This is a genomic window from Streptomyces sp. P13-3-3, from assembly GCF_050571355.1.
In the GTDB taxonomy this organism is placed as follows: Bacteria; Actinomycetota; Actinomycetes; order Streptomycetales; family Streptomycetaceae; genus Streptomyces; species Streptomyces althioticus.
Genome location: NZ_CP192228.1, coordinates 5677512 through 5690492 on the forward strand (window position 1 = coordinate 5677512; position 12981 = coordinate 5690492).

General features: G+C 73.4%; 12 protein-coding genes. 3 read left to right on the forward strand and 9 right to left on the reverse strand.

The genetic code is table 11. The features are described 5' to 3' along the window. Positions 1–26: 26 nt before the first annotated feature. On the forward strand, positions 27–632 hold the full coding sequence (locus ACQZOG_RS25530) for an adenylosuccinate lyase (protein ID WP_058917301.1): 606 nt from the start codon (positions 27–29) through the stop codon (positions 630–632). A gap of 153 nt (positions 633–785) precedes the next feature. Here ACQZOG_RS25530 and ACQZOG_RS25535 read toward each other — a convergent pair whose 3' ends face one another. The 3 genes from ACQZOG_RS25535 to ACQZOG_RS25545 form a co-directional block, all read right to left on the reverse strand. Next, on the reverse strand, positions 786–1340 hold the full coding sequence (locus tag ACQZOG_RS25535) for a GNAT family N-acetyltransferase (RefSeq protein WP_245657417.1): 555 nt from the start codon (positions 1338–1340) through the stop codon (positions 786–788). 53 nt (positions 1341–1393) lie between these two features. Then, a complete protein-coding gene (locus ACQZOG_RS25540; RefSeq protein WP_430741845.1) occupies positions 1394–2980 on the reverse strand; it encodes an alpha/beta hydrolase in 1587 nt (528 codons plus the stop codon). 133 nt (positions 2981–3113) lie between these two features. Then, on the reverse strand, positions 3114–4151 hold the full coding sequence (locus ACQZOG_RS25545; RefSeq protein ID WP_033273764.1) for an Rv2578c family radical SAM protein: 1038 nt from the start codon (positions 4149–4151) through the stop codon (positions 3114–3116). 159 nt (positions 4152–4310) lie between these two features. Here ACQZOG_RS25545 and ACQZOG_RS25550 point away from each other — a divergent pair, with 159 nt between their 5' ends. Both ACQZOG_RS25550 and ACQZOG_RS25555 read left to right on the forward strand, forming a co-directional pair. Next, a complete protein-coding gene (locus ACQZOG_RS25550; RefSeq protein ID WP_037642561.1) occupies positions 4311–4757 on the forward strand; it encodes an SRPBCC family protein in 447 nt (148 codons plus the stop codon). Positions 4758–4931: 174 nt separating this feature from the next. Then, positions 4932–7364, forward strand: coding sequence for an MFS transporter (locus ACQZOG_RS25555; protein ID WP_107115411.1), 2433 nt, complete (start codon positions 4932–4934; stop codon positions 7362–7364). A gap of 61 nt (positions 7365–7425) precedes the next feature. On the opposite strand, the gene ACQZOG_RS25560 is transcribed toward ACQZOG_RS25555, so the two are convergent. Genes ACQZOG_RS25560 through ACQZOG_RS25585 form a run of 6 tightly spaced genes read right to left on the reverse strand, consistent with a single transcriptional unit; the run spans position 7426 to position 12967 of the window. Next, entirely contained in the window at positions 7426–8316 is an 891-nt protein-coding gene (locus ACQZOG_RS25560) for an alpha/beta fold hydrolase (RefSeq protein ID WP_058917302.1), read from the reverse strand. Then, positions 8313–9380, reverse strand: coding sequence for a branched-chain amino acid ABC transporter permease (locus tag ACQZOG_RS25565; RefSeq protein WP_058917303.1), 1068 nt, complete (start codon positions 9378–9380; stop codon positions 8313–8315). The genes ACQZOG_RS25560 and ACQZOG_RS25565 overlap by 4 nt, the downstream gene beginning before the upstream one ends. Beyond that, positions 9377–10303, reverse strand: coding sequence for a branched-chain amino acid ABC transporter permease (locus ACQZOG_RS25570; RefSeq protein ID WP_033273760.1), 927 nt, complete (start codon positions 10301–10303; stop codon positions 9377–9379). Before ACQZOG_RS25570 ends, ACQZOG_RS25565 begins: the two co-directional genes overlap by 4 nt. Next, positions 10303–11043, reverse strand: coding sequence for an ABC transporter ATP-binding protein (locus ACQZOG_RS25575; RefSeq protein ID WP_058917305.1), 741 nt, complete (start codon positions 11041–11043; stop codon positions 10303–10305). Before ACQZOG_RS25575 ends, ACQZOG_RS25570 begins: the two co-directional genes overlap by 1 nt. Next, positions 11040–11780: an ABC transporter ATP-binding protein gene (locus tag ACQZOG_RS25580; RefSeq protein WP_033273758.1), complete on the reverse strand. Its 741-nt coding sequence runs from the start codon at positions 11778–11780 to the stop codon at positions 11040–11042. Before ACQZOG_RS25580 ends, ACQZOG_RS25575 begins: the two co-directional genes overlap by 4 nt. A 2-nt stretch (positions 11781–11782) precedes the next feature. Continuing rightward, the gene (locus ACQZOG_RS25585; RefSeq protein WP_430741846.1) at positions 11783–12967 is read right to left on the reverse strand and encodes a substrate-binding domain-containing protein; all 1185 of its coding nucleotides are present in this window, start codon (positions 12965–12967) and stop codon (positions 11783–11785) included. Positions 12968–12981 lie beyond the last annotated feature (14 nt).

Genomic DNA, 12981 nt, shown 5'->3' on the forward strand with positions numbered 1-12981 from the left:
GGTGTGATCCCCCTAACCTCGTCGCCATGGACGAAGAGTTGCGAACGCTCACGGAGCGCTTACGGGCCGAGTCCGGCGGCACGGCCGCGTTCGAGCGGCTGGCCGCCACGGACGACCACGACGTCCTGGCCGGCGTCCTCACCGCTCCCGGGCAGCCGCTGTGGGCGCGTGAACTTGCCGCGTTCCGGCTGGGGACGGCGGGTGACCGGAGGGCCTTCGAGGCGCTGGTGCTCCTCCTCAACCACCGCGACCCGCCCCGCTGCGCCGCCGCCGCGCACGCCCTCGCCCGCCTCGGCGACCCGCGCACCGCCCGCGCCGCCGCCGCCCTCGCCACCAACGAACTCCGCGTCGCCTACGCCCTGCACCCGGTCCGTCTCCTCGCCGAGCTGCGCGCCCCCGAGGCGGTCCCGGCCCTGATCACCACCCTCCGCCGCCGGCTGAGCCCGCACGACCCCTACCGCCGGGTGGCGCTCGCCTGCGTGGAGGGACTGGGCGAACTGGCCGACTCGCGCGCGGAGTCCGTACTGAACGAGGCGCTCGCGCACCCGGCCCTGGCAGAGGCGGCGGTCCACGCCCTGGCCCGCATCCCGCACCAGGGGAGCGCCCGGGGGCGGATACCGGGGCAACGCTGAGAAGTGACGGCCCGTCACCTCCCAGCGCTGCCCCGGCACCGGGCCGTCTCCGCCCGCCCACATCCGTCGCTCGCCGCACCCGCCCGCAGGCCGAGCCCGTCGCCGGGCCGGGCGGGGCGCCCGGTCGGGGGCAGGTGTGAAGGACCGCGGGCGTCAGCCGGTGAGGGGCCGTACGTAACGGACCTCCGGGACCTCGACGTCGGCCACCTCGAAGGGCTCGCGCGTGCCGTCCGCCGCGAAACCCGCGGCCTCGTAGAAGCGGCGGGCGCGCGTGTTCTGTTCGAGGACCCACAGGAACACCCGGGGGAGGCCGGCCGCCGCGCAGCGGTCGGTCACCTCGGTCAGCAGGGCGCGTCCCACCCCCTGCCCGATCCGCTCGGGCGGCAGGTACAGCGCGTACAGCTCGCCGTCGCCGGTGCGCACCTCGCCGTCCCGGTACGGCCCGTACGCGGCCCAGCCGGCGAGCGTGCCGTCGGCCTCCTCGGCGACCAGGTTCACCACGCTGCCGTCCCCGGCCGCGAGCCGTTCCCGCTGCTTCCCCGCCTCCGCCGCGACGTCCATCGCGTCCAGATAGGTCTGAGGGATCATCCCGCGGTACGCGTGCTGCCACCCCCTCACCCGCATCGCGGCGACCTCGTCGCTGTCGTCGGCGGTCATGGGGCGGATGCGGACGCGACCGGGGGCGGACGCGCGGGTCAGGTGGGTCATGAGCGCCATCATGACCCACCGCGCCGCGCGTCCGCCCCCGAGTTTCCGCCGGGTCAGATGCGGGAGCCGAGAAGGCCGTGGAGGACCGAGCCGCGGGCCGTGCCGGGGGCCGCCTTCGAGGTCAGCGGCTTCGGGTCGGGCAGCGCCGCGCACACCGCGTCGGCGTCCCCGTGGCTGCCGCGTGGCAGCGTGCCGTCGGCCAGGTAGGCCGCCAGGTGCCGGTCCAGGCAGGCGTTCCCGCTCAGCGTGATGCCGTGGTTGCCGCCGCCCGACTCGACCACCAGGCTCGAGCGCTCCAGCCTGCGGTGCACGGTGACAGCGCCCTGGTACGGGGTGGCCGCGTCGTCCGTGGCCTGGAACAGCAGCGCGGGCGGCACCTGGCTCGTGGTGTTGATCCGCTCCGGCCGCGCCGACTCGACCGGCCAGTAGGCGCACGGCGCGTTGTACCACGCGTTGTTCCAGGACAGGAACGGCGCCCGCTCGTACATCTCCCAGTTGTCCTTGCGCCACTGCGCCCAGTCCCGCGGCCAGACCGCGTCCCGGCACTCGATCGCCGTGTAGACGCTGTAGCCGTTGTCCCCGGCGACGTCGGTCGCGCCGAAGTTCTCGTACGCCTCGACCAGCGGCCCGCCGTCCTTCTTGTTCACGTACGTGGCGAACGCCTCGGCCAGGTAGGGCCAGTAGCCGTTGTAGTAGCCGCCCGGGAGGTAGGTGTCCTCCAGCTCCGCCGGGCCGACCTTTCCGCCGGCCGGGTCCTCCTTGAGCGCGGCCCGCATCGCGTACCAGGCGGCCTCGATCTTCTCCGCGTCGGTGCCGAGGCGGTACGTCGCGTCGTGCTTGGCGACCCAGTCCATGAACGCGCGGTGGCGGGCGTTGAACGCCTGGTTCTGGTCGAGGTTGGAGTCGTACCAGACGCCCGTCGGGTCGACCACGGAGTCCAGCACCAGACGCCGCACCCGCTGCGGGTACAGCTTGGCGTACACGGTGCCGAGGTAGGTGCCGTAGGAGTAGCCGAAGTAGTTGATCCGCTCCGCGCCGAGCGCCTGCCGGATCACGTCCAGGTCGCGCGCGGCGGCCGTCGTGGTCATGTGCGGCAGCAGGTCGCCGTACTTGCGCCCGCACGCCTCGGCGAAGGACTTCGCGCGGTCCAGGTTGGCCCGCTCCACCTCGGGCGAGGTGGGCACCGAGTCGGGGCGTACGGCGTCGAAGTGGCCCGGCGCGCAGTCCAGGGCCGGGCGGCTCTCGCCCACGCCGCGCGGGTCGAACCCGACGACGTCGTACTCGGCGGCCACCTTCTTCGGCAGCGACGCGGCGACGAACCCGGCGAGCGTCAGCCCGCTGCCGCCCGGACCGCCCGGGTTCACCAGCAGCGGGCCCTGGTACTTCTTCGCGGTGTGCGGGATGCGCGACAGCGCCAGCGTGATCGTGCGCCCGGAGGGGTCGGCGTGGTCCAGCGGCACCTCGACGGACGCGCACTGGAGCGTCGGGTAGTCGTCGGTGGCGCACTTCTTCCAGGCCGGGGCGGCGGCGCGGAACGCCTCCGGGGCGTGCGGGGCGCCGGCCTCGGCGGGCACGGCCGTGAGGCCCGAGGCGACGACGACGGCGGCGGCGCCGCACAGCACGGCTGCGCGTTTTCTCATGGTTCTCCCAGGGCGATGTGCTGCGGACCGCGACACTCACGGCTCACGCGGCATCGTCCCGATGTGGCGCCCCACCTGAACGTGTTCCGTCAGTTCTTGACCCAATCGGGCCGCCGGATGCGCCCGGATGCCCTCAGAGCAGCGTCAGCTGGGTCGGCAGCTGCGCCTCCGGTTCCTCGGGTGCCGGGGCCGGGACGCGGCGCCGCGCCTCCACGCGGTCCGGGCCGATGCCGTACTCCCGGGCCAGGTCGTGCACCTGACGCGTGATCCGGCGCTGGTACCAGCGGGGCGCGTAGGCGCCCTCCGCGTACAGCCGCCGGTAGCGGGCGACCAGGTGCGGGTGGTGCTCGGCCAGCCAGGACATGAACCACTCGCGGGCGCCCGGCCGCAGATGCAGCACCAGCGGGGTGACCGAGGTGGCGCCCGAGGCGGCGATGGCCCGCACGGTCGCCCTGAGCTGCTCGGGCCGGTCGCCCAGGAACGGGATCACCGGCGCCATCAGCACCCCGCAGCCGATCCCGGCGTCGGTGAAGGCGCGCACCACGTCCAGCCGCCGCCCGGGCGCGGGGGTGCCCGGCTCGACCGTGCGCCACAGCTCCTCGTCGGTGAAGCCCACCGACACCGACACGCCGACGTCGGTCACGTCGGCGGCCTGCCGCAGCAGGGGCAGGTCGCGCAGGATCAGTGTGCCCTTGGTCAGGATCGAGAAGGGATTGGCGTGGTCGCGCAGGGCCTCGATGATGCCGGGCATCAGCCGGTAGCGGCCCTCCGCGCGCTGATAGCAGTCCACGTTGGTGCCCATGGCTATGTGCTCGCCGTGCCAGGAGCGGGAGGCGAGCCGGTGGCGCAGCAGCTCGGGCGCGTTCACCTTGACCACGATCTGGCTGTCGAAGCCGAGCCCGGTGTCGAGGTCGAGGTAGCTGTGGGTCTTGCGGGCGAAGCAGTAGACGCACGCGTGGGAGCAGCCCCGGTAGGGGTTCACCGTCCATTCGAACGGCATGCGGGAGGCGCCCGGCACCCGGTTGACGATGGAGCGGGCCCGGATCTCGTGGAAGGTGATCCCGCGGAATTCGGGCGTGTCGAAGGTGCGGGTCGTGACCGCCTCCGCGCCGAACAGCGCGGTGTCGGCACGGCTGTGTTCGGAGTCCGGTGAGAGGTTCTCCCAGCGCATGACGCCTCCTCGGTGTCGCTGTCGCACAGAATAGAACACATGTTCCCTTGATCGTGCGAGCGACATCTTCGGTCAGTTCCGGAACCTCGATTTGGGCGGCGGGCGCGGGGGTGGTTGGCTGTGCCCCGACCCTGGAAAACCCAGCCCTGGAGGAATGCGATGGCGCAGGTCGAGGCCACTACGGAGCGGATCGTCGCGGCGGACGCGGACACGGTGTTCGACGCCCTCGCCGACTACAGCGGCACCCGCGCCAAGCTGCTGCCCGAGCAGTTCAGCGAGTACGAGGTCCGCGAGGGCGGCGACGGCGAGGGCACCCTCGTGCACTGGAAGCTCCAGGCCACCAGCAAGCGGGTGCGCGACTGCCTCCTCGAGGTCACCGAGCCCACCGACGGCGAGCTGGTCGAGAAGGACCGCAACTCCTCCATGGTCACCACCTGGCGGGTCACCCCGGCCGGCGAGGGCCGCGCCCGGGTCGTCGTGACCTCCGTGTGGAACGGGGCGGGCGGCATCGGCGGCTTCTTCGAGCGCACCTTCGCCCCCAAGGGCCTCGGCCGTATCTACGACGCCGTGCTGGCCCGGCTGGACGCCGAGGTCGGGAAGCAGTAGCCCCGACCGCCTGTCGTCGTTCCAACTCCGTTCATCTGAAGAGGAGTTGGCGCTTCCGTCACCGGTTCGAGTGATCTCTTGACGGACCGTCTCTGTGCCGTAACTCGTCGCGCTTGCTCGTAGTTGTCGCTTTTACGCGGGAATTGTCCGGCAGTGCGACGAGGGGAGCGGCACGTGGGCGGGATCACTCTGACGCAGGACGAGCCGGTCACGGCTCCATCGGCCGGGGGGCCGCCGCCCCCCGTGCCACCGGCCGGGGACCCTCCGTCCCCGCCCCCGGAGAGCGGGCCCGCCCTGAGCCCCGCCCGGGTCCGGCTCGTCTTCCTCGCGCTGATGCTGGCGCTGCTGCTCGCCGCGCTCGAGCAGATGATCGTCGCCACGGCCCTGCCGAGGATCGTCGGCGAGCTGCACGGCCTGGACAAGATGTCCTGGGCGATCACTGCCTACCTGCTCACCGCCACGGTCGGACTGCCGGTGTACGGCAAGCTCGGCGACCAGCTCGGCCGCAAGGGCGTCTTCCAGTTCGCCATCCTCGTCTTCGTCGTCGGCTCCGCGCTGGCCGGCCGCGCCACGACGATGGACCAGCTCATCGCCTACCGTGCGGTGCAGGGCGTCGGCGCGGGCGGCCTGATGATCGGCGTGCAGGCGATCATCGCGGACATCGTGCCGCCCCGGCAGCGCGGCCGCTTCATGGGCCTGATCGGCGCCGCCTTCGGCCTCGCGTCGGTCGCCGGACCACTGCTCGGCGGCTACTTCACCGACCATCTGACCTGGCGCTGGTGCTTCTACATCAACGTCCCCTTCGGCCTGGCCACCATGGTCGTCGTCGCCCTGGTGCTGAAGCTGCCCAAGCCGACGGCCAGGCGCCGCTTCGACGTGCTCGGCACCCTGCTGCTGACCGCCGCTTCCACCTGCCTGGTCCTGCTCACCAGCTGGGGCGGCACCGAGTACGCGTGGGACTCCCGGGTCGTCCTCGGTCTGGGCGCGGGGGCCGTCGTGGCCACCGCCGCCTTCCTGCTCGTCGAGCGGTTCGCCGTCGAACCGCTCATCCCGCTGCGGCTGTTCCGCGACTCCGTCTTCAATGTCACCGGCCTGGTGGGCCTCGTCATCGGCGTCGCCCTGTTCGGCGCCGCCAGCTATCTGCCCACCTACCTCCAGATGGTCGACGGGGCCTCGGCGACCGAGTCCGGGCTGCTGATGCTGCCCATGATGGGCGGCATCGTCGGCACGTCCGTCGTCTCCGGGCAGATGATCAGCCGCTCCGGCCGCTACCGCAGCCACCCCATCGTCGGCGCAGCCCTGTCCGTCGTCGGCATGTGGCTGCTGTCCCGGCTGGAGACCGGCACGCCCCGGCTGCACTACAGCCTCTGGATGTTCGTCCTCGGCGCCGGCATCGGCATGGTGATGCCGGTCCTCATCCTCGCCGTGCAGAACTCCGTGCGCCCCGAGGACCTCGGCACCGCCACCAGCGCCAACAACTACTTCCGGCAGATCGGCGGCAGCGTCGGCGCCGCCGTCTTCGGCACCCTGTTCGCCGGCCGGCTCACCGACGCGCTCGCCGAGCGGCTCCCCGCCGGCGCGGCCGGGGCGCCGGCCGACGCCGAGTCGATCACCCCCGAACTCGTGCACGCCCTGCCGCCGGAGCTGCGCGACGCCTACGTCCAGGCCTACGCCGACGCCATGCCGCGCATCTTCCTCTACCTCGTGCCGGTGCTCGTCCTCGGCCTGCTCATCGCCTTCTTCCTCAAGGAGAAACCACTGGTGTCCCACCACACCCCCACCGCCGACCCGGCCCAGGAAGCACCGCACTTCGAGCCGCGCGTACCGCAGGCGCGCAACGCGCAGAGCGGCGGCATCCCCGTCTGCGGCACCGTCCAGCACCCCGACGGCACCGCCGTCCCGCGCGCGGCGCTCACCCTCATCGACGTTCAGGGGCAGCAGACCGGACGCGGCGCGAGCGGCGCCGACGGCCGGTACGCGCTCGCCACACCGGGACCGGGCTCGTACGTCCTGATCGCCGCCGCGGGCGGTCACCAGCCGCAGGCGGTCTCCGTGACCGTCGGCGAGCGGCCCGTGGAGCTCGACGTCGTCCTCGGCGGCGCGGGCCGGCTCGCGGGCAGCGTCGTCACCGCCGACGGCACCCCCGTACGGGACGCCGCCGTCACCCTCACCAACGTCCACGGCGAGGTCGTCGCCAGCACCCGCAGCGGCCGCGAGGGCGGCTACGTCATCACCGAACTCGTCGCGGGCGAGTACACCCTCGCCGCCAGCGCCCCCGCCTTCCGCCCGGCGGCCCTGCCGGTCACCGTGCAGGCCGCGCGGGAGACCCGGCAGGACGTCGAGCTGGCCGGCGGAGCCGTGCTGCGCGGCACCGTGCGGGCCGGCGGCGGACGGCCGGTGGAGGACGCGCGGGTCACGCTGCTCGACGCGGCGGGCAACGTCGTCGACACCCTCACCACCGGACCCGACGGCACCTTCCGCTTCGTCGACCTGTCCTCCGGTGAGTACACGGTCATCGCCGCCGGCTACCCGCCGGTCGCCACCGTGCTCCAGGTGGCCGGCGGGGGCCGCACCGAACGCGACCTCCAGCTCGGGCACGAGGACTGACGGCACCCGAACCGGCGGGCCGGAGCCGCCACCCCTCCGCGGCTCCGGCCCACCGCCCCGGTCACCCCCCGGCCAGGGCGTCCCGTACGGCGGCGGCGACCTCCTCCACGGCCGGCGGGAAGAGGATCGAGTAGTGGTTGGTGCCGTCGATCCGGCGGTCCGGCATCCGTGCCGGGTCCAGGGCGGCGGCCGCGACCCTCTCGGCGTCGTACAGCGCCTGCGGCTCGTCGAGCAACCCCCGCTCCGCCCACAGCAGTTCGCCGCGCACCTGCGGCCGCCGCACCGCGGCCAGCGTCTCCGCGTCACCCAGCACGTCCGCGCCGTCCGCCCGCACCGCGTCCAGCACACAGCTGCTGCGCAGCTCGGGCGCCCGGCCCGTCAGGTCACGCGTCACATAACCGGTCACGTGCGGACCCCAGTGCGGGCCGAGCGCGGGATGGGCGCGGAAGAACTCCAGGTACTCCTCGGCGCTCCCGAACGTCATCGACAGCCGGTCCATCGCCGGACCGATCACCGCCTTCAGCAGCGCGTCGATGTCCGTGCCCTCGGGCGGCGGGAAGCCCACCCCGCCGTCGACCAGCACCACGCGCGGGAAGCGGTCCGGGTGGCGGGCGGCGGCCAGCGCGGCGACGAAGGCCCCCATCGAGTGGCCCACCAGCACCGCCCGTTCCAGCCCCAGGTGGTCGAGCAGTGCCACCGTGTCGTCGACGTGCGCGCCCAGTCCGTACGGCCCCGGCAGCTCCGCGCTCCCCGCGCGGCCCCGCAGGTCGGGGGCGTAGAGGTCGACGCCGGGCAGGGCGTCGGCCAGGGCGGCGAAGGCGAGCGAGTTGGCGGTGATGCCGTGCAGGGCGACGACGGGCGGTCCTTCGCCCGGCCAGTGGGTGACGGCGAGCCGGCCGCCGTGGGCCGGGACGGTCAGATCCCGCGCGAGGGCGGACCCGGACGTGGTCATGCGCTTCTCCTTCGGCCCAGGGCGGTGATGCCGCCGGGGGCCAGATAGACGGCCAGGACGAAGAGACTGCCCAGGATCAGCATCGGTTCCACCCCCAGGTCCCAGCCGCCGAGCCGCTGGTCGAGATAGGTGAACAGCACCCCGCCCACGACCGGACCCCAGCGGGTGCCGCTGCCGCCGAGGACCACCATCACCAGCAGGGTGAGGGTGAACTCGGGTGTGGAGGTGTGCGGGGTGGCGCCCGCGGTGACCAGCAGGTGCACTACCCCGCCGAGCACGGCGAGGGACGACGCCAGCACGAACGCGCCCAGCTTGTGCGCGAACGGGCTGCGGCCGAGCACGGCCACCCGCTGCTCGTTGTCCCGGATCGCCTGCCACACCCGGCCGGCCGGACGCGCGGTCACCGTCCACACCACGCCCACCACCACGACCAGATAGGCGAGCGCCAGCCAGTACACGTTGGCCGTGTTCTGCACCCCGACCAGGGCGTCCGGCACCCCGTCGACGTACAGCGGGAGCCCCTCCTCGCCGCCGGTGAGGCCACCCGGGTTGCGCTCCACGTAGATGGAGCCCGCCTGCGCGAAGGCCAGGGTGACCATCGCGAAGCCCACGCTGCCGAGGGCGAGCGTGCGCAGCGACACCGCGCCCAGCACGAGGGCGGCCAGCGCCCCGAGCACCACGGTGAGCAGCGCGGCCGGCAGCAGGCCCAGGCCCAGTTCGGTCATGGCGAGCTGGGTCCCGTAGCTGCCGCCCGCGATGTAGAGGGCGTGCCCGAAGGACAGCAGCCCGGTGCGGCCGAACATCAGGTCGTAGCCGAGCGCGAGCGCGCCGAAGACCAGGCACAGCGCGAACAGTTGGAGCGAGCCGGGGGAGTTGACCGGCCCGTCGAGCAGCACGGGGATGTCCAGTGCCGAGTACGGCAGCAGCGCGAGGACCAGCAGCACCGCCACCGGGACGGTCGCCGGACGCAGCCGGCGCAGCAGCCCGTGACTCGCGCCCGGTGTGTCCTTCACGCTCGGCGCCGGGGCGGCGGGGGTGGCCCGCGGGGTGCGGGTGGCGGTCATGCCGTGCCTCCTGCGGATCGGGTGCGGGGTGCGGTGAGTGCGCGGCGCAGCCGCGTCAGCGGCGACCCGGTCCCGGCAGCCGGCCGGGACAGCACCACCGCGGCCAGCAGGACCACGACGGCGAGGTCGCCGTAGCCGCCCGCGTAGTAGTTGGCGTACTGCTGCACCAGGCCCACGGTGAGCGCGGACAGCGCGACGCTGGTGATGGAGACGAGACCGCCGATGATCACCACGACGAACGCGAACACCAGCAGCGACGTCCCCTGGTGCGGGGAGAGCGAGCCGAAGTAGAGACCGCCGAGCACACCGGCGAGGCCCGCGAGGGCCCCGCCGAGCGCGAAGACCAGCGTGAAGGCGCGGGTGACGTCGATGCCGAGCGCCGTGACCATCGCGCGGTCCTCCACCCCGGCGCGGACGATCAGCCCGTAGCGGGTGCGGGACAGGAACAGGTGGATGCCGGCGAGGACCAGCAGGGCCACCGCGACGAGCAGGAACCGGTTCACCGGCACGCGCGCCCCGAGGACGCCGACGGTGCCGGAGAGCGCGTCGGGCACGGGGAACGGTCGGGCGTCGGCGCCCCACACGGTCTGCACCAGCGCCGGGACGGCGAGCGACAGGCCGACGGTCACCAGGATCTGCTCCTTGACCCGGCCGTACAGCCGCCGGACGAGGACCAGTTCCACCACGGCCGCCAGCAGCAGCCCGGTGAGGGTGCCGACGACCGCCGCGAGCAGCAGCCCCGGCATCCCGCCGACCGTCTCGGCGGTGCGCCAGGCGGCGTAGACGGAGACGGTGAGGAACGCGCCGTGCGCGAAGTTCAGCACGTCCATCAGCCCGAAGATCAGGGCGAGTCCGGAGGCGATGAGGAAGTACAGGGCTCCCAGGCCCAGTCCGGTCAGGGTGAGCAGGACGAGGGTGTCCATCAGGCGGCTCCGTGGTCGGTGCGGCTGCCGACACCCAGCAGCGCGGTCGTACGGGCGGTGTCGGCGAGCAGGTCGCGGGCGTCCCCGGTGTGCACGACCCGGCCGGCGTCCAGCACCACCGCGCTGCGGGCCAGCCGGCGCACCACGGCGAGGTTCTGCTCGACCAGCAGCAACGGCACGCGCTCGGCAGCCCGTTCTAGTACCTCGGCGGCCTCGGTGACCACCCGGGGCGCGAGGCCCTTGGTGGGTTCGTCGACGACGACGAGGGTGTTGTCGTTGAGCAGGGTCCGGGCGAGGGCGACCATCTGCTGCTGGCCGCCGGACAGGGTGCCGGCGCGCTGGTCGCGGCGGGCGGCCAGCTCCGGGAACAGGTCGTGCACCAGGTCGTAGCGGTGCTCGTGGCCCGGGCGTTCGGCCAGTGCGAGGTTCTCGGCGACGGTGAGCCCGGCGAACACCCCGCGGTCCTCCGGCGCGTAGCCGATGCCGCGGCGCACGGTGCGGTGGGTGGGTTCGTGGGTGATGTCGTCGCCGGCGAAGGTGACGCGGCCCGCGGTGACCCGGCCGCCGTCCGGCAGCAGCCCGAGCACCGCGCGGATGGTCGTGGTCTTGCCGACGCCGTTGCGGCCCAGCAGCGCGGTCACGCCGGAGGCCGGCACCTCGAAGGTGACGCCGGTGAGGATGCGGGACCCGGCGATGTCCACGTCGAGGCCCTCGACGCGCAGGATCGGTGGCACGGTCACAGCTCGTCTCCCAGATAGGCCTGCTGGACGGTGGCGTCCGCCATCACCTCGGCGGGGCTCGCGGCGGCGAGCAGCCGTCCGTGGTGCATCACGGCGACCCGGTCGGCGAGGCCGAGGACCACCTCCATGTGGTGCTCGACCAGCAGCACCGTGCGGCCCTCGTCGCGGTGCAACGACCTGATCAGGTCGGTGAGCTCGGCGGTCTCCTCCGAGGCCACCCCGGCCATCGGCTCGTCCAGCAGCATCAGCCGCGACCCGGCCGTGCCCGCGCCGAGGGTCGGCGCGAGCAGCATCGCCAGCTCCAGCTTGCGCTTGTCGCCGTGCGAGAGGCCGGCCGCGAGATCGTCCGCGCGGTGCGCCAGCCGGACCCGCTCCAGCACTCCGGCGACGTCCGCCGCGCCGACCCGGCGCACCCCGGCGGACCGGGCGGCCAGGTCGACGTGCTCGGCGACCGTCATCGTCGGGAACACCGAGGACGACTGGAAGGTCCGCCCGATGCCCCGGCGCACCCGGCGGTGCGGGGGCAGCGCGGTGATGTCGTGGCCGTCGAGCAGGACGGCGCCGCCGGTCGGCCGGGTCAGCCCGGTGATCAGGTTGAACAGGGAGGTCTTCCCGGCGCCGTTGGGGCCGATCACGGCGAGGAGTTCGCCCTCGCGCACGGCGAGCGACACCTCGTCGATGATGTCGGCGCCCCCCACCGACCAGCACAGCCGGTCCAGTCGCAGTACGGACGTCATGCTCAGCCGATCCTCGTCTCGGCGGGGGCGACCTGCGCGGCGGGGAAGGCCCGCGCCACCCGCGGCACCCCCTCGCCGGTGAACCGCGCCTGGAACGTGGGCTGGAGCAGCGCGTGGTCGGCGGCCCGCACGGTGTTCGGACCCTTCACACCGGAGAACGAGAAGCCCTCCAGCGCCTTCACCATGGCGTCCGTGTCGCCCTTCGCGCCGCCCGCGCGGACCGCCTCGACGACCATCTGCGCCGCGTTGAACCCGTCCGGGGTGAACAGGTCCTCCTCCCACTTCTTCGCCTTGAAGTACGTCCGCATCGCCTGCGCCTCCGGGGTGTCCGCGGCGCCGGGCACGTAGTGCGCGAGCAGCGTGACCTTCTCCCGCGCCTTGCCGAAGACCGGGTAACTCGCCCTGCTGTCCAGGCCGGTGACGACGGTGGCGGCGTCCAGGACGCCCTGCTGGTCGAGGGTGGACCACATCGACTGGGCGGTGTCCCCGGCCCAGGCGACGAACACCATGTCCGGGCGGGCCGCCTTCACCTTGCTCGCCACCGGGGTCAGATCGGTGGCGGCGGGCGGCGCCAGCACCTCGCTCACGGTGGTGCCGCCGGTGCCGAGCACGGACTTCACGGCGGCGGCGTTGGCCTGCCCGAAGGCGTTGTCCTGGGCCAGCACCACGACCTTCTTGCCCTTGGAGGCGCCCAGGATGTTCTTCGCTGTCAGCACGTCCTGGTAGGTCTGGCGGCCGGAGCGGAACGTGTAGCGGTTGACGCCGGTCAGCGCGTCGGTGGCGGCGGGCCCGCTGATGTACAGCGTCCTGTTCTGCCCGGCGACGGGCGCGATCTGCGTGGCCACGCCGGAGACGGCGGAGCCCGCGATGATCGGCACGCCCTGCCCGATGCGCTTCTTCGCCAGGGAGACGCCCTTGGCCGGGTCGCCGCCGTCGTCGTCCTTGATCACGGCGATCTTCACGCCGTCGACGGCGCCGGTGCCGTCGGTCGCGTGGTCGAGGCCGGCCTCGAAACCGCGCAGGTACTGCTCGCCGTACGAGGCCAGCGGGCCGCTGGTGGAGGTGATGAGGGCGACCTTCACCTCCTCGGCGCCGGAGGCGGTGCTGCTGCCGGGGCTGGAGCAGCCGGCGGTGAAGGCGGTGGCGAGCAGGGCCACGGCGGCGGACAGGAAAAGGGGTCTACGCATGACCGAACGGCTCC